Origin of the sequence: Sphingopyxis sp. 22461, assembly GCF_052044915.1 — a bacterium.
Lineage (GTDB): Bacteria > Pseudomonadota > Alphaproteobacteria > Sphingomonadales > Sphingomonadaceae > Sphingopyxis.
Map to the genome: position 1 here is coordinate 1 of NZ_JBQENY010000021.1, position 23,155 is coordinate 23,155.

26 protein-coding genes and 1 pseudogene are annotated in these 23,155 nt (G+C 62.3%); 11 read left to right on the forward strand and 16 right to left on the reverse strand.

The features are described 5' to 3' along the window. A pseudogene (locus ACTJI5_RS22720) lies at positions 1-69 on the reverse strand (co-chaperone GroES); the annotation flags it as partial. Between the two features lie 260 nt (positions 70-329). On the opposite strand from ACTJI5_RS22720, the gene ACTJI5_RS22725 reads away from it, so the two are divergent. Beyond that, positions 330-566 carry a hypothetical protein gene (locus tag ACTJI5_RS22725; RefSeq protein WP_440861933.1) on the forward strand — a complete coding sequence of 79 codons (237 nt, stop codon included), beginning with the start codon at positions 330-332 and terminating at the stop codon, positions 564-566. After that, positions 563-832 carry an usg protein gene (locus ACTJI5_RS22730; protein WP_440861934.1) on the forward strand — a complete coding sequence of 90 codons (270 nt, stop codon included), beginning with the start codon at positions 563-565 and terminating at the stop codon, positions 830-832. Before ACTJI5_RS22725 ends, ACTJI5_RS22730 begins: the two co-directional genes overlap by 4 nt. Before the next feature lie 121 nt (positions 833-953). Here ACTJI5_RS22730 and ACTJI5_RS22735 read toward each other — a convergent pair whose 3' ends face one another. From ACTJI5_RS22735 to ACTJI5_RS22750, 4 genes are all read right to left on the reverse strand, one after another. After that, positions 954-2,048 carry a calcium:proton antiporter gene (locus ACTJI5_RS22735; RefSeq protein WP_440861935.1) on the reverse strand — a complete coding sequence of 365 codons (1,095 nt, stop codon included), beginning with the start codon at positions 2,046-2,048 and terminating at the stop codon, positions 954-956. 35 nt (positions 2,049-2,083) lie between these two features. Beyond that, positions 2,084-2,560, reverse strand: a complete 477-nt coding sequence (locus ACTJI5_RS22740; RefSeq protein WP_440861936.1) for an NADH dehydrogenase ubiquinone Fe-S protein 4 — start codon at positions 2,558-2,560, stop codon at positions 2,084-2,086. Further along, positions 2,544-3,065 (reverse strand): Hsp20/alpha crystallin family protein, encoded by a 522-nt coding sequence (locus ACTJI5_RS22745; protein ID WP_440861937.1) that lies wholly within the window; start codon positions 3,063-3,065, stop codon positions 2,544-2,546. Before ACTJI5_RS22745 ends, ACTJI5_RS22740 begins: the two co-directional genes overlap by 17 nt. Positions 3,066-3,157: 92 nt before the next feature. After that, positions 3,158-3,637 carry an Hsp20 family protein gene (locus tag ACTJI5_RS22750; RefSeq protein ID WP_440861938.1) on the reverse strand — a complete coding sequence of 160 codons (480 nt, stop codon included), beginning with the start codon at positions 3,635-3,637 and terminating at the stop codon, positions 3,158-3,160. Between the two features lie 561 nt (positions 3,638-4,198). Here ACTJI5_RS22750 and ACTJI5_RS22755 point away from each other — a divergent pair. Next, a complete protein-coding gene (locus ACTJI5_RS22755) occupies positions 4,199-4,573 on the forward strand; it encodes a glycine zipper 2TM domain-containing protein (RefSeq protein WP_440861939.1) in 375 nt (124 codons plus the stop codon). Between the two features lie 85 nt (positions 4,574-4,658). On the opposite strand, the gene sciP is transcribed toward ACTJI5_RS22755, so the two are convergent. The 3 genes from sciP to ACTJI5_RS22770 form a co-directional block, all read right to left on the reverse strand. Next, a complete protein-coding gene (sciP, locus tag ACTJI5_RS22760; RefSeq protein ID WP_440861940.1) occupies positions 4,659-4,937 on the reverse strand; it encodes a CtrA inhibitor SciP in 279 nt (92 codons plus the stop codon). Positions 4,938-5,223: 286 nt separating this feature from the next. After that, positions 5,224-5,826 carry an NADPH-dependent F420 reductase gene (locus ACTJI5_RS22765; protein WP_440861941.1) on the reverse strand — a complete coding sequence of 201 codons (603 nt, stop codon included), beginning with the start codon at positions 5,824-5,826 and terminating at the stop codon, positions 5,224-5,226. Positions 5,827-5,852: 26 nt separating this feature from the next. Further along, entirely contained in the window at positions 5,853-6,599 is a 747-nt protein-coding gene (locus tag ACTJI5_RS22770; protein WP_440861942.1) for a 3-oxoacyl-ACP reductase family protein, read from the reverse strand. A gap of 99 nt (positions 6,600-6,698) precedes the next feature. Here ACTJI5_RS22770 and ACTJI5_RS22775 point away from each other — a divergent pair, with 99 nt between their 5' ends. Then, on the forward strand, positions 6,699-7,631 hold the full coding sequence (locus tag ACTJI5_RS22775; RefSeq protein ID WP_440861943.1) for a LysR substrate-binding domain-containing protein: 933 nt from the start codon (positions 6,699-6,701) through the stop codon (positions 7,629-7,631). A 106-nt stretch (positions 7,632-7,737) separates the two neighbouring features. Here ACTJI5_RS22775 and ACTJI5_RS22780 read toward each other — a convergent pair whose 3' ends face one another. Beyond that, positions 7,738-8,307, reverse strand: a complete 570-nt coding sequence (locus ACTJI5_RS22780) for a TetR/AcrR family transcriptional regulator (protein WP_440861944.1) — start codon at positions 8,305-8,307, stop codon at positions 7,738-7,740. A gap of 63 nt (positions 8,308-8,370) precedes the next feature. On the opposite strand from ACTJI5_RS22780, the gene ACTJI5_RS22785 reads away from it, so the two are divergent. Then, entirely contained in the window at positions 8,371-9,177 is an 807-nt protein-coding gene (locus ACTJI5_RS22785) for an amidohydrolase family protein (protein WP_440861945.1), read from the forward strand. 219 nt (positions 9,178-9,396) lie between these two features. On the opposite strand, the gene ACTJI5_RS22790 is transcribed toward ACTJI5_RS22785, so the two are convergent. From ACTJI5_RS22790 to ACTJI5_RS22810, 5 genes are all read right to left on the reverse strand, one after another. Further along, entirely contained in the window at positions 9,397-9,771 is a 375-nt protein-coding gene (locus ACTJI5_RS22790) for a hypothetical protein (protein ID WP_440861946.1), read from the reverse strand. 32 nt (positions 9,772-9,803) lie between these two features. Further along, positions 9,804-11,090 carry a hypothetical protein gene (locus ACTJI5_RS22795; RefSeq protein ID WP_440861947.1) on the reverse strand — a complete coding sequence of 429 codons (1,287 nt, stop codon included), beginning with the start codon at positions 11,088-11,090 and terminating at the stop codon, positions 9,804-9,806. Between the two features lie 308 nt (positions 11,091-11,398). Then, positions 11,399-11,737, reverse strand: a complete 339-nt coding sequence (locus ACTJI5_RS22800) for a GFA family protein (protein WP_440861948.1) — start codon at positions 11,735-11,737, stop codon at positions 11,399-11,401. A gap of 229 nt (positions 11,738-11,966) precedes the next feature. After that, positions 11,967-13,214, reverse strand: a complete 1,248-nt coding sequence (locus ACTJI5_RS22805) for a hypothetical protein (protein WP_440861949.1) — start codon at positions 13,212-13,214, stop codon at positions 11,967-11,969. Positions 13,215-13,519: 305 nt separating this feature from the next. Beyond that, positions 13,520-14,821 carry a hypothetical protein gene (locus ACTJI5_RS22810; protein WP_440861950.1) on the reverse strand — a complete coding sequence of 434 codons (1,302 nt, stop codon included), beginning with the start codon at positions 14,819-14,821 and terminating at the stop codon, positions 13,520-13,522. A 486-nt stretch (positions 14,822-15,307) separates the two neighbouring features. On the opposite strand from ACTJI5_RS22810, the gene ACTJI5_RS22815 reads away from it, so the two are divergent. Next, the gene (locus tag ACTJI5_RS22815; protein ID WP_440861951.1) at positions 15,308-16,444 is read left to right on the forward strand and encodes a diguanylate cyclase; all 1,137 of its coding nucleotides are present in this window, start codon (positions 15,308-15,310) and stop codon (positions 16,442-16,444) included. Positions 16,445-16,688: 244 nt separating this feature from the next. Here ACTJI5_RS22815 and ACTJI5_RS22820 read toward each other — a convergent pair whose 3' ends face one another. Further along, a complete protein-coding gene (locus ACTJI5_RS22820; protein ID WP_440861952.1) occupies positions 16,689-17,102 on the reverse strand; it encodes a DUF3617 domain-containing protein in 414 nt (137 codons plus the stop codon). A 230-nt stretch (positions 17,103-17,332) separates the two neighbouring features. Continuing rightward, positions 17,333-18,481, reverse strand: a complete 1,149-nt coding sequence (locus ACTJI5_RS22825; RefSeq protein WP_440861953.1) for a YadA-like family protein — start codon at positions 18,479-18,481, stop codon at positions 17,333-17,335. Positions 18,482-18,656: 175 nt separating this feature from the next. On the opposite strand from ACTJI5_RS22825, the gene ACTJI5_RS22830 reads away from it, so the two are divergent. From ACTJI5_RS22830 to tnpC, 5 genes are all read left to right on the forward strand, one after another. Beyond that, on the forward strand, positions 18,657-20,027 hold the full coding sequence (locus ACTJI5_RS22830) for a sensor histidine kinase (RefSeq protein ID WP_440861954.1): 1,371 nt from the start codon (positions 18,657-18,659) through the stop codon (positions 20,025-20,027). 8 nt (positions 20,028-20,035) lie between these two features. After that, positions 20,036-20,680: a response regulator transcription factor gene (locus ACTJI5_RS22835; protein WP_325541890.1), complete on the forward strand. Its 645-nt coding sequence runs from the start codon at positions 20,036-20,038 to the stop codon at positions 20,678-20,680. 134 nt (positions 20,681-20,814) lie between these two features. Next, positions 20,815-21,234 carry a transposase gene (locus ACTJI5_RS22840; RefSeq protein WP_440859287.1) on the forward strand — a complete coding sequence of 140 codons (420 nt, stop codon included), beginning with the start codon at positions 20,815-20,817 and terminating at the stop codon, positions 21,232-21,234. A gap of 26 nt (positions 21,235-21,260) precedes the next feature. Further along, the gene (gene tnpB, locus ACTJI5_RS22845; protein ID WP_440859286.1) at positions 21,261-21,587 is read left to right on the forward strand and encodes an IS66 family insertion sequence element accessory protein TnpB; all 327 of its coding nucleotides are present in this window, start codon (positions 21,261-21,263) and stop codon (positions 21,585-21,587) included. Positions 21,588-21,618: 31 nt separating this feature from the next. Then, the gene (gene tnpC, locus ACTJI5_RS22850) at positions 21,619-23,142 is read left to right on the forward strand and encodes an IS66 family transposase (RefSeq protein WP_440859285.1); all 1,524 of its coding nucleotides are present in this window, start codon (positions 21,619-21,621) and stop codon (positions 23,140-23,142) included. Positions 23,143-23,155: the final 13 nt, after the last annotated feature.

The window sequence follows — 23,155 nt, forward strand, 5'->3', positions numbered from 1 at the left end:
GCCCGAGGTCTTCTCCTCGGCTTCGATGCGGCGGACGACCACACGGTCGTGCAAGGGACGGAAATGCATGCATAACCTCCATGTTGCATAACGATATGATAAGCCGGCGCGCCTGTCCGTGACGCGCGGCGCCGATGAGCTAGGAAGCGATATTTTTCGCTTCAAGAGGTCCGGCGAAAATTTTTCAGAGCTTGATGAAGCGAGAAACAAATGCCGCTTGTCAAGGGGCTGACACCTCTTGACTCGACTCGCTTCGTTCCCAAAATCTGTTCTCGCGGCACTGCACCGCACGACGAGAAAGGAATGGCGACAAGGAAGGAGGCACGATCATGTCCGAGCCATTTTCCCGTTTTCTTCACCCCTTCGAGGTGGCGCGTCACCCGAGCCTCGAGCCCGAGGTCAAGCGCGCACTGCTCGCATCCTGGGCATCCGATCGATCGGCGGTCCGTAACAAGCCCTCGCTCAGAAAACCGCCCGGCGCCCGGCGCGCGGTCCCCGTCGACGATGTGCTCGCGGCGCTGCGCTCGCTCGACGGCGGCAGCGAGCACCCTGCGCCCGGGTCATGAGCGATCGCGCCCTGGCGGCCCAGCTCGAAGGCTATCGGTTGACGACGGCCGAGGTGCATTATTATCGCCCCGATGCGCCGTCGCTGCTCCAGCTCTTCGTCTGGCAGGACTATGATCTCGCGCCCGACTTCCCGGTGCTCCTCGATTTCCTCGATCACTGGCGGCGCGAGATCTCCGCCGCGCTCCATTCGGTCCGGGTCGCGCATCCGCAGCTGGTCGGGCCGGCCGAATGGTGTGCGGCCAGCGATATATTCTCGATCCGGTGAGCGCGCAGCGTTGGCGTCGTCTGCGCCGCTTTCAGGGGCAGGGGCGCCGGCCGGGCGCGGCCGATGTCCCGGTCGCCGCCGCCCGCGGGCTGGCCGCGGCCACGGGAAACCGGCCCGGCGATCAGGGAAAGACCATCGTGAAGATATAGGCGGCCAGCAGCACGAGATGCACCGCGCCCTGCAAGATCGTCGTTCGGCCGGTTCCGAACGACAGGATCGCGACGCCGAGCGACAGCGCGAGCAATGTCGTGCTTTTGGCGTCGAGGCCGAGCGACAGCGGCCAGCCCATGGCGAGCGCCGCGGTCGCGACCGTCGGGATCGTGAGCCCGATCGTGGCAAGCGCCGATCCCAGCGCGAGATTGAGACTGGTCTGCAGGCGGTTGCGCCGCGCGGCGCGGAGCGCCGCGAGGCTCTCGGGAGCGAGGACGAGCGCGGCAATCGCGACGCCGACGAGCGCGCGCGGCAACAGCGCGGCGGCGATTGCCGTTTCGAGTGGTTTGGCCAGCGTCTTGGCGAGGAGAACCACGCCGATGAGCGCGACGAGAAGGAAGCCGAGCGACGCTGCCGCCCTGCGCGCGCTCGGCGGCGCGGCATGCGCGTCGCCGGCAAGCGCGTCCACGCCTTCGGGCAGGAAATAGTCGCGGTGGCGAACGGTCTGGACGAACACGAAGGTCGCGTAGAGCAGCGTCGACACGATCGCGGTGAAGATGAGCTGCGGCGCCGAATAGCGGTGCGCGCCGGCGCTTGATGTTATTCCCGGCAGAACCAGGACCAGCGTCGCCATCGCCGCCAGCACGCACAGCGCGGCATTGACGCCCTCGAGCACGAAGCGCTGCTCGCCGTGGCGGATGCCGCCGACGAGCAGGCAGCCGCCCACGACGCCGTTGAGAATGAGCATGATCGCCGCGAACACCGTATCGCGGGGCAGGGCGGGGTTTGCCGACCCGCTCAGCATCATCGACAGGATGAGTGATGCCTCGATAATCGTGACCGCGCCGGCGAGGATCAAGGTGCCGAAGGGCTCGCCGACCCTGTGCGCCACGACCTCGCCATGATGGACCGCCGCGAGGATGCAGCCGACGAGGATCGCGCCGGTCAGCGCCAGCGCGATCGCATCCGCCCGCTCGGGATGCAGCCAAAGCGCCGCTAGGCCGGCGGCGGGCACCCACCGCGGCCAGGTCGATGTGACCGCGCCCGAAAGCGACCGGATCGTCATGACATGCCCTTCCGCGAATAGCCCCGCGCCCGACGTCAGCCGGCCATTGCGAGCTCATCCCCGCCGCCGCGTGGATCGCGCGCGACCGGGTATCGCCCGCAGCACAGCGCGTGGGGTCCGGTGGGCGAACAGCAAAGGACTGGCGGAGGGTCGCCGAATAGCCGCGGACGGATCGGACGCCGCACGCCGCTATCGACGCGCGCGATGCACAGCCCCTGCCGGCGGCAATAATCCTCGGCCGCCGTCCGGTCGGGAAAACGCAATTCGATCGTCGCAAGCGGATCGCCGCCTCCCGTCCATCCGGTCAGCGGGTCGAGCTCCGATCGCCAGCGCGGCGCGAAGCGGAGCCGCCATCCGGACGCGCCCGGCCGACGATAGGGCGGGGACGGAACCGGTTCGAGAATCGCGCGGGCGCCGGGCGGATAACACCGCCAGTCGGGGCCCGCGACATTGCCGTTGGCGATCGGCCCGGGACCGAAGTCCCGGACCGGTTCGTCATGCCGCCCGCGCATTGATCGGGATCCGGCGAACCGTCTCGTTCGCCGCCTCGGTCTTCGGCAGGGTGACGGTGAGCACGCCATCGGCAAAGGTCGCGCTCGCCTGTTCGCGGTCGATCCCGCGCGGCAGGCCGATGCGCCGTTCGAAGCGGCCGTAGCTCCGCTCCGAATAGCCGCGATCCTTGTCCTCGACCTCCGAGCGCTTCTCGCCGCGCAGGGTAAGCGCGCCATCCTCGACGCTGATCTCGACGTCCTCCCCGCTGAGGCCGGGAAGTTCGGCGGTGACGCGAATATCCTTGCCCGTTTCGGCGAGTTCGATGTGCGGCCAGCCGGCTGCGCGCTCGAATCCGCCGAATGCGGGCACGCCGAAGCCGCGAAAGACATCGTCGAACAGCCGGTTCACCTCGCGGTGCAGCGACAGCAGCGGATGGCCTGACTGGTCCTGCGCGGGCTCGGCGCGCACGGGCACGGGAAGCCGGTTCTCGTGCCGGCTCCAGGGAATGAGATCACGAATTGCCATGGTTCATCTCCTTTCTGGCATGAGGGTGGAAGGCATGGCCCGCCGGCCGCCATTCCTTGCGGGCTGGCGCCGGCGAAGCCTTTTCTGTCGGATCAGGCCGTCGCGCGCGCCTTGTCCTTGGGTGCCTCGATTCGGTCGGCGACGGGGTGGCCGTTGCCGACCGCGATCTTGCGCGGCTTCATCGCCTCGGGAACGACGCGCCTGAGCTCGATGCTGAGCAGGCCGTGTTCGAAGCTCGCGTCCCCGACCTCGATAAAGTCGGCGAGCTGGAAGCGCCGTTCGAAGTCGCGCATCGCGATGCCCTTGTGCAGATAGGCGTCCTTGCCGTCGCTCGCGGCGCGTTTGCCGGTGACGCTGAGCTGGTTCTGCTGCGCGATCACCTCGATCTCCTCGGGCCGAAAGCCCGCGATCGCGAGCGTGACGCGGTAGCTGTCCTCACCGTCCTTCACGATGTCGAACGGCGGATAGCCTTCCGCGACGTCGCCGCGGGGCTCGGTCTCGAGCAGGTCGAACAGGCGGTCGAAGCCGACCGTCGAACGCCGATAGGGCGTAAAGTCAAAATTGGTTCTCATTTCCAAATCCTCCTTACTGAAGCAATCTGGGCATGAGATGCGCCGATATGGAGAGCCGGCGCTCTCTATGTCCAGCCGGACCCGGAATCGGCATCCGGCTCCGAAAAATTAGGAACGCGTTTTCCGGTTTCAAGAGGGGCCGCTCATCGCACGATCGGCCACGCCCCGGTTTCCCGATGCGGAATTGTCGAGCGACATTTTGCGATCGGAAGGTCGCCGACCGAAGCTTGAGGAGCCATGAGTATGCGGGCGGGCTTCACCGACGCGCGCCTTGGCGTTGCGAAGCAGAGGCGTCGGCTCACGATGTGGCGGCGACATCACACTTTGCACGATGGGAAGCTCAAAGCGTGCTTCTTTCTAATGCTTCGCCGCACCCGGAACGGGCGCGGGACATCCCGACGCGCGACGATTTTTCCCTCGCCATCGAGCCAGAAAATATCGATGCATCAGCGATACCTGCCCGGCCTGCGACACAAGTTCGGCGCGGCGGCGAGCGAATATCGTTCAGCGGTTGTTCGGGTCGGCCATTATAGAAACTCCCGTCGTTACAGGAGATCAGCCATGAAGAAGCTTCTTGCCGCTGCCGTTCTCGCGGCTCTCGCCATTCCATCTGCTCCGGCGTTCGCCGATCCGCCTCCTTGGGCGCCCGCGCACGGGAAGCGCGCGAAGGATCGCGGACTGTATGACAGCTCGGGCCGCTATTATGAACCGCGGCGCCTTTCGCACAACGACCGCATCTGGCGTGGCGATGACGGGCGCTACCATTGCCGCCGCGACAATGGCACGACGGGTCTGATCATCGGCGCAGCGGTCGGCGCGCTTGTCGGACGCGAACTCGACGGCGGGCGCGACCGGACCGTAGGCACGATCATCGGCGCGGCGGGCGGGGGCCTGCTTGGCCGAGCCATCGATCGCGGCGAAGTCAAATGCCGTTGAACTGAAAAGGGCGGCGCGAGAGGGACCAGTCTGCCCGCGCCGCCCTGCCGATGCCGAGCGTGTGGGGACGCCCGGCATCGATCGGTCATTTGACCAACCGATTACGATATTCCTGGATTCTGGTTACCCGAAGGCCCGGGATCCCCGCGCGATCGACCGAACGCCGCCAGGCAGCCAGTTCCTCGGCGCTCAACCGGTATCGCTCACAGGCCTCTCGCTCGCTGAGCAATCCGCCATCGATCGCGGCCAGCAATTCGGCCTTGCGGCGGCCGACCCAGTGCGCCGTGGACGAAGACGGCAGATCGTCGATCGTGATCCGGCCCAGCGGCCCCATGACCGATGCCGGTCTTTCATATTCGAGCACTGCGAATTCTCCATTCGCGCGGTCTGCGCCGCTTTATGCCCCCCACTGGAAATCTGCCGGAACAGAGTTAACAAAGGCTTGCAGGCGGGCGTCGGATGCGGTGAACCGTTCGTCGTTGCGAAGGCCCGCGGTCGGGGTCGTCCGGGTCGGCCGATGGCGCTCGGCCAAACGAAGCGAGACGGAATTCAATGCTTGCCGGGACGCCGCTCCGAGCGGTTCGTCGGCAGCCGGCCGGGTACGGGAGACGGCGGGGCGGCAACGCCGACCCGCCGTCGATATCCGTTCGTCAGTCGAACTTGACGAGATTGAGCGCGGGAAGCGGTCCGCCCGGGAACTGGACGAGCCGCGCGCCCACGGCGAGCGAGCCGAGGTCGACACCCGCGAAGCCGAGCCGGTCGATCAATGCGCCGATCTCGGCCTTGGCGCCCGCATCGTCGCCCGAGTAGAAGAGCACGCGCTTGCCGCCCTCGCTGGCCGGATCGCCGGCGACGAGATGGGGCTGAAGGTGGTTGAATGCCTTTACCACGCGGGCGCCCGGGACCATGTCGGCGAAGACTTCGGACGAACCGCGGCCGCCGAGGTCGAAGGGCTTGAACAGCGGCGCCTCGATCGGGTTGTTCGTGTCGACGACGATGCGGCCGCCGAATCCCGGAAGATCACCGAGCGCGGCGGGCAGCTTCGACCAGTTCACCGCCACGAAGACGATGTCCTGGGCCGCAGCTTCTTCGCGCGTGCCAGCGGTGATAGTGGCGCCGATCTCGGCGACGATGTCGGCGAGGCTCTCAGGGCCGCGGCTGTTGGAAAGCGTCGCCGGGATGCCGTTCTTTGCAAGGGCGGCGGCGATGGCGCGGCCGATATTGCCGGCGCCGATGATGCCAATGCTCGACATGGATTTATTCCTTTCTGTCTGGAGTCTCAGGCGGTGAGGCCGCCATCGGCGACGATGTCGGCGCCGGTGACGAAGGCGGCTTCGTCGCTCGCGAGGAAGGCGACGACGCTGGCGATTTCCGAAGGCTGGCCATAGCGGCCGATCGCCATGCCCGGACCGACGATCGCGGCGACCGGGCCATCGGCGGGATTCATGTCGGTGTCGGTTGGGCCGGGATGCACCGTGTTGACGGTGATGCCCTTGGGGCCGAGGTCGCGCGCGAGGCTGCGGTTGAAACCGGTGATCGCGCCCTTGGTCAGCGTATAGACCGATGCGGTAGGGAAGGCGGCATAGCGGGTCATCGACGAACCGATGTGGATGATGCGTCCGCCCGCCTTCATGCGGCGCGCGGCTTCCTGCGTCGCGACGAAGACGCCGGTGACATTGACCGCGAGCATGCGTTCATAATCCTCGAAACGGAAATCCTCGATCGGCGCATTCACCGCGACGCCGGCATTGTTGACGAGGATATCGATGCCGCCGAAGGCTTCGACGGTCTGGACGACCGCGGCGCGAACGGCGTCCGGGTCGCCGGCGTCGGCGGCAATAGCGATAGCCTTTCCGCCGGCCGCTTCGATTTCGGCAACGACGTCGGCGGCGCGATCGGGCGAGGCGCTGTAGGTGATGGCGACGGCGGCGCCGTCGGCGGCAAGGCGGCGAGCGATGGCGGCGCCGATCGAACGTGAGCCGCCGGTGACGAGGGCGACTTTGCCTGTGAGGTTGGTCTTGGTCATGGTCTTCACTCCTTTTGGTTGGGTGAAGCCAAGATGGACTGAAGTTTGCCGCTCGATTAGCCGGGAATGATTTGCTATATCTTCAACTATTGATTGAAAATGGAAACGCTCGCCAATCTTGAGTCCTTCGTTCGCAGCGCCGAGCTGGGCAGCTTTTCGGAAGCGGCGCGGCGGTTGGCGCTGACCCCGGCGGCGGTCAGTCGCAATGTCGCGATGCTCGAACGCAATCTGGACGTCCGGCTCTTTCATCGATCAACGCGCAAGCTGACGTTGACCGAAGCGGGGGAAGCGTTCCGCAGCGCAATATCGGGAAGTCTTGAGGATATTCAGGCGGCGATCGCCGGGATCGCATCCGACAGCGGCGAGCCGGCGGGGGTGCTGAAGGTCAGCATGGCGCCGACCTTCGGCATGATGCACATCCTGCCGATGTTGCCCGGGTTCCTCGCGCGCTATCCGCGTATACGGCCCGAATGGCATTTCGAGAATCGCGCGGTCGACATTGTCGCGGAGGGCTATGATGCGGCGATCGGCGGCGGTTTCGACCTGTCGCCGGGGATCGTCGCTCGGACGCTGGCGCCCGCGCACATCGTTGCGGTTGCGTCGCCAGCCTATATGGCGGGCCGCGTCGCTCCCACAGAGCCCGCAGCCCTGGCGGCGCTGGACGGCATCGTCATGCGGTCGCTCCAGTCGGGGCGCATTCGCCACTGGACGATGCGCAATGCCGAAGGGGCCGAGGCCGCGGTCATGTTGCGCGAGGATATCGTGGTCAACGATCCCGCCGCGATGCGCGAGGCCGCGCGGCTTGGTTTGGGCGCCGCGCTGCTCGCGATGCCAGATGTGATGTCCGACCTCGAAAGCGGCGCGCTCGTGCGGCTCGTTCCTCGCTGGTATGCCGATGCTGGCGCGATCTCGGTCTATTTCGCGTCGCGCACGTTGCTGCCCGGCAAGACGCGCGCGTTCGTCGATTGGATCGCCGATACGTTCAAGCGCGAGCGATTTGCTGAACGGCTGGCGGGCAGTATCGGGTCATGATGCCTTTATGGGGTGTCTGCTCGACCCCTTAGCCGCCGCCGAGCGGATGGTCCGGCCAATCGCCCTTACGTCCTGTTCGGGATCGCCATTGGAAGACCATATTGGTTCAGCGGGCGAGCGCCCTGACCGCGGCTTCGACGAGCAGAATCTGATGGGTTCGGGGGTCGGCGGACGATCGCCCGGAGAGCCATGCGCGGCAGAGGATTTGCGCTGGACCGATCAGCTGGGCGATGAACATCGCGGCCGGCATCGGAACCAGATCGCCAGCATCGACGGCGGGCAGGCGCCAGCCGTCCAGCGCGGCGGCGAAGCGCTCATTTTCCGCCGCCTGCTTCTCGCGCACCGAGGCCAGCCATTCGGCGCGTGCCTGTTCGAACAGGAATTTGGCTTTTGGCCGTTCCTCGGCAACCCAATCCAGATGCGCTTCGAGCAGGCCGGCGATCATGTCTGGCGCGGCGCGTTCTGTTCCGAGCGGGGTCGCAAAAGCGGCATGATAGTCGGCAACTATCGCCAGATATAGATCGGCGGCGAGCGCGTCCTTGGTGGGGAATGCGTGGAAGAAGCTGCCGTTCGAAACGTCGGCGCGCGCGCGGATCGCGGCGACGCTGGTGCGCTCGACCCCGTCCCTGTCGAACAGGGCAAGCGCTGCGGCACGGATACGGTCACCGGCTGTCATTAGAGTATTGCTCCAGAGTGATGCTCCGGCTACGAGCGGTAGCAAGCCGGAAGGGAGATTGCCATGATCATCGACGCCTGGGGACAGCATCCGACGCTGCGGCACGGCCAGGATTCGATCTTCGATTCGCTGCGCCGCTGGACGCGGCGCGAGGCGCCGAGCGAGGCGCTTCCCGTGGCGGCGACGGTGGCGGCGATGGACCGCGGCAGGGTCGACAAGATGCTGATCAGCGCCTGGGTGGCGCCGCGCAATGTGATGATTTCGAACGACGAGGTCGCCGCGTTCGTCGCCGAGGCGCCCGATCGTCTCGTGGGGGTGGGATCGGTCGACATCTCGCGCCCGATGGAGGCGGTTCGCGAGATACGCCGCTGCGTCGATACGCTTGGCTTCAAGGCGATCCGCGTTCTGCCCTGGCTGTGGGAAGCGCCGCCGACCGACCGGCGTTTCTATCCCGTCTATGTCGCGTGCATCGAGGTCGGCGTCCCCTTCTGCACGCAGATCGGTCACACCGGGCCGCTGATGCCCTCGGAGGTCGGCCGGCCCATCTATCTCGACCAGGTCGCGCTCGACTTTCCCGAACTCATGATCGTCGGCGGCCATATCGGCTATCCCTGGACCGACGAGGCGATCGCGGTCGCGACCAAGCATGAGAATGTCTATATCGACACCTCGGCCTATACGGTGCGGCGCTACCCGCCGCAGCTTCTCGATTATTTGCGCGGGCACGGCGCGTCGAAGCTGCTGTTCGGGACGAACTATCCGATGATCGAACCCGCCAAGGCGCTCGAAGGACTGGACGAACTCGGTCTCGATGCCGGATCGCGGTCGGCCTTTCTGGGCGGCAATGCCGCACGCATATTCGGGATATGACGCGCAATTGCAGCGAACTCGATCTATGCGGCCTGGTTCTCGTGAACACGCAGATTGAAAGACCGCTTTAGCTATTTCATTTGCTAGAAGCAGCCAGTCAGCAAGCGGCCAGACCCGGCGGTAGGGAAGCTGGCTCGGTGCGACTGAAATATCCGCAACGGAGCGATTTGCGCACAGCTCATTTTCGAGTCTTCACAGCCTCGGCAGCCGGGTCGTCCTTCAAAGCTTGGGCCGGCGAGAGACCCGTAACTGCTCGGTTGCCCCGGCCAGATCTGGATCTTCAATCGACACATAGCCGGTGTTGGTCAATCGATCGAAAGAGGTCATGCCAAGGCCTTGCAGATGCGCAACCGCGGCACCGAATAGCGATGATTTGAGGTCGGCAGAGCTGAGAAGCCGATGCCGGTAAAAGCCAAAAACCTTCACTTCGCATGACAGGAACGCGATTTCCCCGGGTTCGTCCGTATACCCCCGAGCGACGAAGCTCCTCCAGCCTCGGGAGAACCGATAGATGTCGTACTCATAGTGCCAGTCATGCATGCCCTTGGCATCGATATCAGAGGCATCAACATGATGATCGATGCTGACGTGCATGCGCATCTTCGAGGGCATAATGACGGTGGGACCTAATTCAAAAACTGTCCGGTCGCGGCATCATATGTTCGGGACGTCGAGCCATAATCGCTGTCGAATCCAATCGTGACAACAATGAATTTCCTCTCATCTATCGTGATGCCGGATGTGCCATTGATCCTTATCGTCGAGATTGCCGATCGATTGCTGAACCCGATGTAGGACAGCTGATTTTTGTCGCCGCGCATCAGCGCATCGCCCAGCGCATGCTCCAGCGTCGCGAACTTCGTATCGTAGCCGCGGAAAGTCTCTTCGGGTTTGATTGTAGCACTTGTCGCGTCCGGACGGGAATCAACGACCGCGCCGCGCATGGTGACGTCGTCATAGGCATTTTCCAGGGAGGGATTTTCGACCGTAAGCTTCACATAGTCCTTGTAGATATTCATGCGATGGATTCGCCGGTTGCCGGCATAGGCTAATGCGCGATCATAGGCTTTGCGCAGCTTCTCCTGACCGAAATTTCCGTCGTCGCGCCCGGTGATCGTTTTCGGCAAGTCCTGCACAAATGTCGTCACCGTCTCGATCCCGCCCGTCACGAGGGCGAAGGGAGCCAAAAAACCAAGCACAAGGAAGGCCAACGTCGCGATCAAATTGGCGATCAACCGAACCGGTGACATCCGGGCGGACAGATTGAGCTCGCCGCCGAACAACCCCGTGCCTTTGTCGGGATAGGATGTCTCGGCCTTTTGCGTCTTGTAGGCGAGGGGCGGCTCGGCGGCTTTCTGCTGCCAATCCTCGGGCGGGTCTTTTTCGATGACCCCATAGCCGGGGTTCGCCGGATCTTCGACGAACACGACAAAGCGTCCAGTGTAGAAATTGGGAAGCTCGCCCATCGTGATAAACTGGCGGATCACCGTTTCGTAGGGGGCGTCATGTTCCGGAAAAACCGTCAGCGTGAAAATGAACATGTGATTGAAGTTCGAAACGGTCAGCCCTGCCTCTTCAAGCTTGCCGACACGCGCCAATACGCGTCCACCATGCGAAGTTCCGCCTTTGGCGGACTCGAGAACCCGGTTCGCGACGCCGCCCTGTCCGGCCTCGAGCATCGGCTTCAGATTGCGCGTTAAGCCCGCCACGAACACGCCGCTGAACAGGAAGCTTGCCGCGATAAATCCGATCACCACGAACGGTATCCATGAATCGGGTGCCACCCCGTTCGCGCCAGCGACGATAAAGCCGATAAATGCGCCTATCGTCATCCACAGCGCGGCTAGAACGATGAAACGGCGCGGATTGAATGGGGCTTTCGGCGGGGCTGCGGGTTCGCTTTGCATCAACATGGATATGGTCCGTCGTCAGAATTTTGAGGCCCAGCTTCGCGTCTTCAAACAGTGGAGGTCGGGTCTCGTCTTGTGGTTGATGTTAGGGGACAAACTTGCGGCGCTGCAAGCAAAGGTGTTCTGCCGGGCAGCGGTCGGCCAGAGTCGGCGGTTTCGATGACTGGCGAGACAGTTAGTGCCTCCAACAGCCGAAATGGGGTGGGGAGATCATTGATCAGCCAAAGAGGCGACCCCATTTCCTCCAGTAGCCAGACGACGCGGAACCCGCACCCTTACCCGAGACCGTGAGCGACATGGCTCAAATCCTTTCAGTAAGACGCGCCATCAACAAGACGACGCGGCAAATCGCGCCATAAATCGGGTTCGAACATCCTGAGATTGACTGCCATGCGCTGGTAATTGGGATCAGTTGGCGTCCAGTGTGTCGTACAGCCACAGGCTTGGCAGTGCCACGTGTCGAGTGCGCGATCACCCTGCTGGTAGGCTACTCCCTCTCCCTCGACCGTGACTGACTTCGGCCGGCAATAGTGCCACAGTCCGGCAGTACGCCGACAAATCGAGCAATTGCATTCGCTGACTTCGGTTGGCTCGTCGCGCAGTACCAAGTGAACCCCCCCGCAATGGCAGCTGCCGTGGTGCTCGATCATCGTCGCTCCTTTTAACTCAAGTCATCTTGAGCGCCTACTTTTAACAATCCCGCCAGTCCAAAGCGATGACCGAAAACGGTCGCGAGCTGCCAACCTCGCCCACCGGTTTCGAACGTCCGCTTCTCCAAGTTCACCGCCTGAAAGCTGCCAGTCCGAAATCGGCCAGACCAAGCGGTTTTAGTTTCGGTCCGCAAGGGGCAGGGAAAAAGTCTCCTGCGGGGTAGACAGCTTAGCGAGCAAGCGCTCCGGAGTGCAGCCGCATCTGGTTTGCATAACTGTCAACGCGGAATATCTCATAGCCGTTGCACGAACGGAAATCATGCTTGCCCAAATCCGCAGAGTCGGACTGATATTCCGCCTTGCCGCCGTCGACGAACAGGCGAATGGTGTCGCCCTTGAGGCTGATCCTGTCGCCGACGGCGTAGGATTTTCCGTCGTAGGACAATGTTTGCCGCGCGTTGTTCCACTCTCCTTCGCCGTAGGGGAATAGCAGCAGCATTTGCCTCGAGCCGACCGCGATGCAGCCGTCCAGCAAGCGAAGGTCGCCCGTCCAGTTGGAGGTGAGCGGCGTGGGACCGGGTGTCCATCGCGCCAGTTCGGGGCGTTGTTTTTGGCCCTCGCGGACCACGGGTTTGTGCTGGAATACGGGGGAATCGAACATGCGACGAAGTGGGCCACCCGAATATCCCGGGATGAGTTGTTCGCACGGAACCGCGCCCATCAAGCTTCTCTGCTTCATGTCTTCGCGAGGGTCGCCTGCATTGAAACTGGCGGGAGGGGCCGGCTGTCGGAAGCTTGCTCTGCCGATGCGGGTAGCCAGTTGGCGGAAATAGGGGTGATCCAGCTGGCGGCAATGCGCGATGCTCGACCCGAAATTGGCCCAGTCGCCGAAAAATTCTTCGCTAAGACGCTTTCCGATCGCCTTGGTTATCGGCTCGTCGGTAACTTCTATGGTGATGGATTTGAGGCGGTATCCAAGGCCGAAGCCCTTGGTTAGGTCGTGGGGATCGACCAGCTCGACACTTCTTGGATTGCGCATATCTTTGAATGTCACGAGCGCAGGAACAGGGTTTGCCAATGCGGGCCGCCGAGTGACGGGTTTGTCCGGCCAAAGTTCAATTGCATCACCTTGCTTGCCGGAGGTCAGTTCTCTGAACATGAAATGGACGTCGCGACCGCCGAATTCATAGCTGCCGTCTGCATCTGCCAATAAAGCGAACAGGGTCTTTCCCGATGCAAAATCGACTGCCACCGCCTCACCTGTGACCCCGACACCTCCCCGATCCTCACCGAGCATCGGGATCGGCGGCGGCGTGCGAATTGCAATCTCGCGCACTGCATAACCGCTCCTAAGCCCCTGCGGCGTCTCCACCTCAACAGTCATTTTGTAGCGATAGCGTTCCACGCCGAGTAGACCATAGCCATAGGCGGCAATCAGAAGCGCGACGCCTGCGACCATCAATCCAAAAGTGATCAAGCATCCGCGCACCGCACTCTCCTCCGACAAAGCTCTATGCGGTGAGATATTTCGATCAGGCTAATGGCCTGCCGGCCTGAAGAGCAGATCATACTGTCGGTGGGCGGCCGGAAAATCAGCTATTCACCGTCAGCGTCCGCTCCTAGGCATTTCGCATCCTTCTGATGAATGCCCGCATCCCCTCGATTTCGGCCTTCTAATAGGAGTGACGGGGGAATGTCCGCTTCTTGAGATCTACCCCTGAAAGCAGCCTGACCGCAAACGGCCAGGTGCGATGCCACTTAACATCGCTAAAGCGCTGGCGGTTACTCCGCTTCTTTAAGTCCGTTTTTAACCAGTTCGGCTGCGTGCTTTAGCCAATTTGCTTTTACTACGCGTTCAGCGGTAGGGGATAGGCTAGCGGCCAGGTGCGCTGCCCCAACAAGCAGCCCCGTCGTCACTATGATGCTGGTAGCGCGCTTCGTTCCCGCGTTGACACCGTCCGAGACGGACCCAATGATCCCGCCGAATCCAGCGAATATCTTTGCGAACAAGTTCTCCAACGTTCGGATAGCGCCGTAGAGCGCACGCCGCGAAGATTGGTTGGGATTGCGCAAAGCCTCCAAAATCAGCTCGATCGATTTCGGTACCTGCGGATCGATCAAGCCTGTCGCGGAGCGGAGCTCGGGGATCAAGGCGTGCCCGACGGCTAAGGTGCGGTTGACGTCGTCGGCCTCGACATCAGCTTTGGCCGCATTTTCGGTAAAGCGAAGCCATTCCGGAAACTGGGCGACGTACAGCCCAATACCCATGCTGAAGCCCTGAAACCGTGCAGCGGCGACGTCCGGAATTTCCTCGGCGAAGCGTATAAACAGGTGGTCGCAAGTGAAGTTGACCAAGCCCAGCCGGATGACATCTGCCCCCGATACAATGATTTTCTGAATTTCTTCGACCGCTTCGATCAGGCGAGGGTCGCAATTGGATTCGGAGAGTGCGACGAGAAGCGCGTCTGCGCTGTCTTCCAGCGCGCGGCGGGCGTGTGCCACATTGTCGCGATCTTCGGGCACGGCAAACGCCGTCTGCTCCTTTATACGCAAAACGCCGTCTCGAATCTCAAACTGAAGCGGACCGGCTTGCTGTCCCGGCGTTATGCGAGAAAGCTCCTCGACCGCACCGGCGCGTGCACGGCGGACCGTGGGCGGCGATCTATCGTCAGAGATCGGTTCGGACTTACCCAGATCGTTGTCCAACGTTGGGCGATTATCTTGGACAAATCTATTGAATCGAGCGATTTGATCGGCAACGATCTCATCGAACGGGCGCACGCCGCCGCCCTTCTCGACATGTCTCTGCCGTGAAATACGGTTTCTGAAATAGCTGTTGGCTTCGATGCCTTTCAGTTCGTGCACCACCTCGTGCAGATTACCGAAAGCATAGTCGAGGCCGCTCCGATCGAGTGTGGAATCCAGCAGTCGCATCATCCGCTCGGTCGCAGCTTTGACCGCGCGACCTTCACCTGAATCAGGCCAATTATTAATGTCGGCAATCGCGGCTTTTCCGATGTTTACCGCAAGATTCTGGAGTTCAATGCGAGTGACGCGCGTCCACGTGTGAAGTTTGAGTGCCATCGACCTGCCTCACAGCCCGCCTGGCGGGACGTGGTGCAGGAGCAAAGAAGCGCGCATGTGAATGCCCCCAAGTTGAGACCAGAGTGTACCATAGTCCCCGGCTTTCGCTTCATGTACAGAATTAAAAGTTCTCCTTTAGACAGCCGGGCCTTTTGTGCTGCGCATGACGCGTCCAGACGGACCGATGTCTTCGCATGTAGACCTTGGCTCTTCTAGGTTCTCGCCTAAACGGGAGAGAGAATATCGTCAGATAGTGGATAGCCAATTTGCCGCTGGCGAGTGTCAGCTATCGAGGCCTCGTGTCCCGAAAGCCGCCTGACCACAATCGGCCATTGTGCAATGAGCTTGGGTCCGCGGAAACATCTCACAGGATGTTGAGCGAGTTGCTGCTCTATCGTTCCGGTATTCACCTGACCTTTACCCGGATTATAGCATCCCCTCCGATCAACCGGATCGGGGATCCGAATTTCGCCATTGGTCGGGTGTATGAATTATTATAACGTCATAGGAATTTTGAACACGAGCATGGCGGCGATATTCTGCATCGCGCTGCTGGCGATCTGGCGAAACAACCGGTCTCTGCATTATATTCGGGTATTCGGGCTGTCGTATGCGATCAGGTCGCTGTGTTTCGGCATATTTTACTTCGCCTTCTCGTTGGAAAATCCGGTTTTGCGCTATTCGGCGAACATCTTCCTGCTGTTCGCGATCATGCTGCTGTCCATCGGTTTGTCCAATCGGCGCGGGCAACGGCCTCGCTACGGTGCTCTCCTTGCTATCGGGGCGCTCACGCTGGGACCGCTCCACTATTATCAATTCATGGATCCGAACCTGCTGGCCCGGGTCATCATCCTCAATTCCGGGCTGGCTATGCTCAGCCTCCTGATGCTGCTGGATGTTGCAAGGGCGCCGCGCCGTACGCCGGTGGAGCAGGTGCTTCTCGGTTTACTGCTCGTCTCCTTCGCCGGCTATCTTCTTCGGCCGCTGTTCCTGATTGCATCAGGCGCCACTGGTCAGCGATTCGAGGGTTCGTACTGGCTCGTGGTTTCGATTTCCGACGCGCTCATCTGCGCGATGACGGCGGTTGGGGTCCTTGCGGTTATCGCTAGCGACGTGATGGACGGCATCAAGTCCGATGCGCTGATCGACACTCTGTCGGGATTGTTCAATCGCCGCGGTTTCGAACCTCGCGCGCTCAGAGCAATGGCGAGGCAGACGGCCGAAAAGCCGACGGCGATCATCCTCAGCGATCTCGATCATTTTAAATCGATCAACGATCTGTTCGGTCACAGCAGCGGTGATTTGGTCATCCGGCATTTCTCGGACGTCCTGAAGGAGGAAGCGCCCGGAGGTGCGATTATCGCGCGTCTGGGCGGTGAAGAATTCGCGATCATGCTACCCTCAGGCGCGCCGGTCGCCGCGCACCAGCTAGCCGAAGAGATCAGGACGGCGTTCAAGCAAACCGCCCAGGACATTATGTCCGGCGAGGCAAGCCCGACGGCAAGCTTCGGGGTCGCGATTGCGAGGGAAGATGAAAATCTGCAGGCTCTGATGGATCGCGCCGACCGTGCACTTTACCGAGCCAAGGGCGACGGCCGCGACCGCGTGCATCTGTCAGAATAGACCAAGCCCACGCGGTTCCGAGAGAGTGCGAACGCGCGAGAAGAATGTCCGCTTCCTCACTTAGATTTCTCAAAAGCGGATCGGCTGTAGTCGACCAGTGTGGGCGGTGATGGACTCTCGGCCCCGCCCACTTTTGGAGATTACTTCGGAGCCGTTAGGCAGGGGATATGGGCTCCCGTCGGCCTTTTGAAAAGGGGCGCGGTTTTCGCCACGCCCCCTTCCTTGTTTCATGTTTCGGAGAAGGTCAGCCCTTGCAGGGGCCGATGTTGGTGCTGGTGACCTGCATCTGCATTTCCATGTCGCCGCCGCCCATCGGCGTTTTGCCCTTCGAGGTGACGAGAACGTCGGTCTTCCTGGCACAGAGGGTTCCTGCGAGGGCGAGTTCGACCTTTTGCGTGCCCTGTGTGCAGCTGCCCGCGACATCGATCTTGCCATCGCCGATCCGGTTCTTGCTCCAGGTGCAGGCCTCGCCATAGCCTTTCGACAGCGCACCGGCGATATCCTCCTTGTCTGCCTGTTCCTGCGTCAGGCATTGTTCGGCGCCGCTGGCGGCCGCGAACTGCTTCGACATCTGGTCCTTCACATTATCAGGAACGCCCGGCATCTCGAACCTGACCAGCTTGACGTCGGTCATCCAGTTGCCTGCTTCGCGCTTCACCGTCCCGGCCGGCGCAGCCGCCGTATCGTTGCTCTTACCGCAGCCGCTCAGGCGAGAGGTCGGCCAGCGCAGGAGTCTGCAGCATGCAGATCGCAACCATGGCAAGGGCTAGCGGCGCGGCAGCGGTAAGAAGTCTCGATGCTCTGGTTATCAGCATTCCTCCATGGTGGCGGCCGAATGCCGCCCCCAAAATTCATTCTCTGATGTTGTAAAAACCGGCTGAACCAGCTTCAGAAGCCGAGGGTCATGCCCCCGCCGGCGGCAACCTTGCCACTGCCGGTGGTCCCGGCATTCAACCGGAACTGGACATTGTCACTCACCCGCCCGATGATCGCAGCGGAAAAGGCAAAGCGACCATCATAAGTGCCGGTGCCAACGCCGATGCCGATCTTGTTGTCGCCGTCGAGCGGGGGGATCGAGGCCATCGCGGTGGCAATTGCCACCCCGCGCCCGACTAGGCGATCGAGCCGACGGATATCGAAATCAAGGCCAGAAAGCCGGGCATCAACAGCATCAAACGCCGATCCGACATTGCTGAAGCTCTGCCCGCCGATCATATAGCTGGGGGCGGAGACGGTGCCGGTCGCCGCATTATATGCCGATCCGCCACCGAGCGCGTTCGCGGCGCTCGCACCGAGCGCATCCACGCGCACGATCGCCGTATCGGCGGTCTGCTGCGCGCCATTTGCCAGCCCTTCGATCCGATCGTCCGCGGTTGCCATGTCGGTCCGGATCGCGGCTTCGCGTGTGTCGGTATAGGCGTTGGCATCAGCCAGCATGGCGGCACCGGCTGACGCGACATCGGCGCGGATCGCGGCTTCGCGTGTGTCGGTATAGCCGTTCGCCGCATCCAGCGTCGCGGCATCGCCGGCGGCCATGTCGGTCCGGATCAGCGTTTCGCGTGTATCGGTATACGCTTGGGCATCGCGTTGCGCGATGAAATCGCCCTCGTTCATCTGGGCCACGTTGACCGCATCGGAGAAATTGGTGCCGTCGGCGACATTTGTGATCCGCCGCCTCATGGTGACGGAACCGACCGAAACGACATTGTCTTCATCGGCCTCGGATTTTCGTCCCAGGGCGACGCTGTTTTCGGCACTCACCGATGCGCTTTCTCCAATGGCCGTGCTGTCGTTCCCGAAAATGACGGCGCTGGCGCCGACTGCCGTACTGTTGCTCCCATTGGCGAAGCTGAAGGCACCGCATTCGGTCGAGCCTTCGATATCGTCGGGGGTGCCTGCGACACCATCGGGGCCGGGATTGTCGTTGGTGTTGCACTCGGGTGTTGAGTCGGCCCACGCCGGGACCGGTAGCACCACCATTGCGAAGATGATCGCCGCCGCGCTGCTGCCCAGAAATAGCTTTGGAATCCTGATCATGATGCACTCCTCAAAGGTCGAAGGCGGAATGCCGCCCTGCAATTTTTCCCTCTGAGGTGATAAAAACCACCGCCGTGCGGCGCATCGGCCAAATGGCCTGTCCACATGGCCGATGCGATAGCCAGATGGCCTACAACCCTTGCGCCGGCGCAGGATCGCGGCGAGATTGATGGTCATGGCCGACGACAGACAGCCCCTTTTCAAGCCCGGTGCGGCCATGCGGACGGATGGCGCCGATCGTGACAGCGCGCCGCAACGCGATGGTCAGATCGAGGCGGCGGCGGAGCATTATCCTATCGGGCTGCTGGCCAGCTTGCTGCGCTATACGGGGCTTGCCGCGGCATTTTATTCGATGTCGGTGCTTTTCGCGCCCTATGTGGCGCCGATCACGATGCGGTCATGGCGCGTCGTCACGATCATTTTCATGAGCATTTGGCTGATCTCCATTTTTGTCCATTATCGGGTCAGGCCCGAGCGGGCGGAGGAGATCCGGCGCTGGAATCTGATCGGCAAAACCCTGCTGGCCGGCACGGTTTTGATCATCATGGCGATGATCTGGATATTTATGCCGCATGCGCCGGAACCGCTGCATCTGCTGATGACCATCTTCGTCATGGCCTATCTGTCCATCACGATCATCTCGGCGCCGCAACATAGCGCGGTCAACAGGTTCGCGATCATCGCGATGCTGGGCTCGATCCTCACCGTCTACGACTATCAGACGCCGTTGTTCAATGGTGTCATCATGGTGTTCGTCCTGCTGTTTGCAGCCATCATGTTTTTCCTGAGCAAAGTCTTTCCCGAGACCATCAGGCAGACGGCGCAAGCTCATGCGATTGCCGAAGCGGCGCGCATCGAGGCCGAGATGCAGCGCGACGCGAAAGGGCGGTTTCTGGCCTCGGCGTCGCATGACCTCGGCCAGCCGTTGCAATCGGCACGGCTATTCTTCGATCAGGTTGTGCGCGGCACCGACCCGGTACGGCGAGCGAGGGCGGCCATGCACACCGAGGCGGCCTTTTCACTGATCGAACGGCGACTGCATCAAATGATCGAGCATCTGCGGCTTGAATCCGCGGGGACCACCGCGACCCTCGCCGAACTGACCGTCGGCCATTCGATCGCCCGGACGGCGGCGCTGGCCGAAGCCATGGCGGCGCAACAGCAAGTTGCCATCCATGCGCTGCCCAGCAGCTTGCGCGCCGTCGCCGACTTTGAATTGCTGGAGCGGGCGCTGCTGAATCTGGTCGACAATGGATTGCGGCACGCGCAGTCGACGCGACTACTGATTGGCGCGCGGCGGCAGGGCTCGTCCATTCGCATCTGGGTCATCGACGATGGCGTGGGAATTGCGCCCGGGGATATCGCATCGCTGTTCGACGATTATTTCCAGGGCAGCAATCATGGCGACGAGGTGCGCGGCGGGTTTGGATTGGGACTGGCGTCGGTACAGCGGACCATGGCTTTGATGAACGGCACAGCCGGGCTTGATCCGAACTGGAAGCAAGGGGCGGCCTTTTTTCTTGAGTTGCAAGGAGCAGCTGCCTAGCTTGCGTTATGAACAATTGCCTGATCTGCGACGATCACCAAATGATGTTGCAGGCATTGAAAGGCAGTGTGCAACTATCATGGCCCGACACCGACATTCTTCTTGCCAGTGACTTCCCGTCCGCCTGGGCGGCTGCGAAAGCTCATCCCGACTTGATATTGTGCGATCTGGGGATGCCGGGAGCGGCCCCTGTCGACGGAATCCGGCGTCTCAGAGAAACGACCCCTAACTCTCCCATATTGGTGGTCACGGGTGTTGAGGACGACCAGTTGCTGCTCGACATGTTCGCGCTTGGTGTCGCCGGCTTCATACCAAAAGTGTCCAGCCCCGCGATTTTGGAACTGGCCGTGCGCCTGATCCTCGCTGGCGGTCATTACCTGCCCGAGCGGATGATCCAATTGACCGGCAGGCCCCATCAGGCAAATGGCACGTCACCGAATTTTGCCGCAAACGCCCATTTTTCAAAAATGACCGGGCGCCAGATCGAAGTGCTGCAAATGATCGCGACCGGCAAATCGAACAAGGAAATCGCCCGGGCGCTGTGCCTTTCGCCTGCCACCGTCAAAGCGCATGTCGCGGCCGTGATCGCCGCACTGGGCAGCGCCAACCGCACCGAAGCCGCATTCGCTGCGCGGAATTTTGGTCTTATCTAAGACCCGGAGTCATGGAACGAGCAGAATGAGCAATGTGTGAACCTTGTTGTCTGAGCCACCTATGATCAACGCCAGTAAGCGATGTTCGGGCCCCACCTTGTTTGGTTTCGTGATTGAGGCAGACCAGAGGGGATATGGACGACGCGACGCTAACGACCGGACTGGACACGCGCACTGGAGTTAGTCCGGAGCCGGCCCGGCGCCTCGAGGTGTTCAGTGGGACGGTCGGTCGACGCCGATCGTGGACCGTGGAGCAGAAGTTGGCGATCGTCGCAGAAGCGCAGCATTGCGATAATCTGACGGCGCTTGCTCAGCGGCACGATATCCGGACCTCCCAGCTCTACACCTGGCGCCGCGAGCTTCGTTACGCGCTGGAAGCCCAGCGTGGCTCGATGGATGCGGAGCCGATGTTCGTGCCGGTGGTCGCCGACAACGCCCGACGCAGCGATGTCGCGATAGAAGTGGAGATCGATGGTGCCGTGATCCGGATTGGGCGAACGGCCAAGGCCGATCTGGCTGCTGCCGTGGTGCAAGCCCTTCGGTCGGCTCGATGATCGGGCCTGGCGCTGGCGCCCGCGTCATGATCGCAACGCGGCCCGTAGATTTCCGCAAAGGGCCGGACGCGTTGGCGGCGTTGGTCGGTGCCGAGTATGGCGGCGATCCCTTTTCCGGGGTGATTTACGTCTTTCGGGCGAAGCGGACCGACCGGATCAAGCTGGTCTGGTGGGATGGAACCGGCCTGTGCCTGATGGCTAAGAAGCTGGAGTCAGGGAGCTTCAAGTGGCCGGGGATTCAGGACGGCGTGATGCGTGTGACGGCGGCACAACTTGGCGCTCTGCTGGAAGGTCTGGACTGGCGCCGAGTGCATGGCGGACGCCGCCCGATCGCTCCGCAGATTGCCGGTTGACGCGGCCTTCCCATGCTGATTCACTGCTTCCATGCTCATGGAAGCCGACCTTCCCGATGACGTTGAAGCGCTTCGCGCGCTCGTCCTCGAACAGGCTCGCGAGCTCGATGCGCTCAAGATTTTCAAAGCCGAGGTCGAGCGTCTACAAGCGATCATCGACGCCCTGCAGCGTCACCGTTTTGGCCGCCGGTCCGAACAGCTCGATCCCGATCAGTTCCAGCTTGCCCTCGAGGAAGTCGAGACGGCCTTGGCCGCGGCCGAACACGCTCGCGACAAGGCAAGCGGGGCTCCGGCACAGCGGCCGCGGAAGACCAACCGGGGTTCGCTGCCGACGCATCTGGAGCGGGTCGAACAGATCGTCGATGTCGAGACGAAGACCTGTGTCTGTTGTGGCGGCGCGCTTCATCAGATCGGCGAGGACGTCGCCGAGCGCCTCGATGTCGTGCCGACCACCTTCCGTGTCCTCGTCACCCGCCGCCCGCGCTACGGTTGCCGTTCATGCGAGGGTGCGGTCGTGCAGGCCCCGGCACCGCCGCGGATCGTCGAGGGCGGTATCCCGACCGAAGCGCTGATCGCGCAGGTGCTGGTCTCCAAGTATGCCGACCATCTTCCGCTATACCGGCAGACACAGATCTATGCCCGGCAAGGTATCCAGCTCGATCGCTCGACGCTGGCCGACTGGGTTGGCCGGGCGGCATGGTATTTGCGCCCCTTGCGCGATCACATCCTCGAGCGATTGCGAAGATCGGAACGCTTGTTCGCCGACGAGACGACGGCGCCGGTGCTCGATCCCGGACGCGGGCGGACCAAGACCGGGCAGCTATGGGCCTATGCACGCGATGATCGCCCCTGGGGCGGCAACGATCCGCCGATGGTCGCCTATGTCTATGCCGCCGACCGCAAGGCTGAGCGGGCAGAAGCCCATCTCGGCGATTTCGCGGGCATCCTGCAGGTCGACGGCTATGGCGGCTATGCCGCGCTGGCGAAGCGGCGTCAGCAGATTCGGCTCGCCTTCTGCTGGGCCCATGTGCGCCGCAAGTTCTACGAGCTCGCCGACACATCGCCGGTCGCCACCGAGGTGCTGCGCCGCATCGCCTTGCTCTATGCCATCGAAGACGAGGTGCGAGGTGCGCCGCCCGAACAGCGCCAACAAGCCCGGGGCGAGCGCAGCCGCGCCATCATCGACGATCTGCGTCGGTTTCTTGAAGCCCGCAGCCGTCAGGTCAGCGCCAAAGCGAAGATCGGTGAAGCAATCCGCTACGCGCTCACTCGCTGGGACGGGCTCTCCCGCTTCCTCGACGATGGCCGGGTCGACCTCGATAGCAATGCCGTCGAGCGGTCGATCCGCCCCCTCGCTTTGAACCGCAAAAATGCCCTCTTCGCAGGCTCTGATGAAGGCGGAGACAACTGGGCCGTCATCGCCACGCTCATCGAAAACTGCAAGCTCTCCGGTCTCAACCCCCACACTTGGCTGACCGAAATACTGACCAAGCTCGCCAACGGGCATCCCGCCAATGCCGTCCGCAACCTCATGCCCTGGACCGCCGTGGCCTGAAAACATCGCTTAC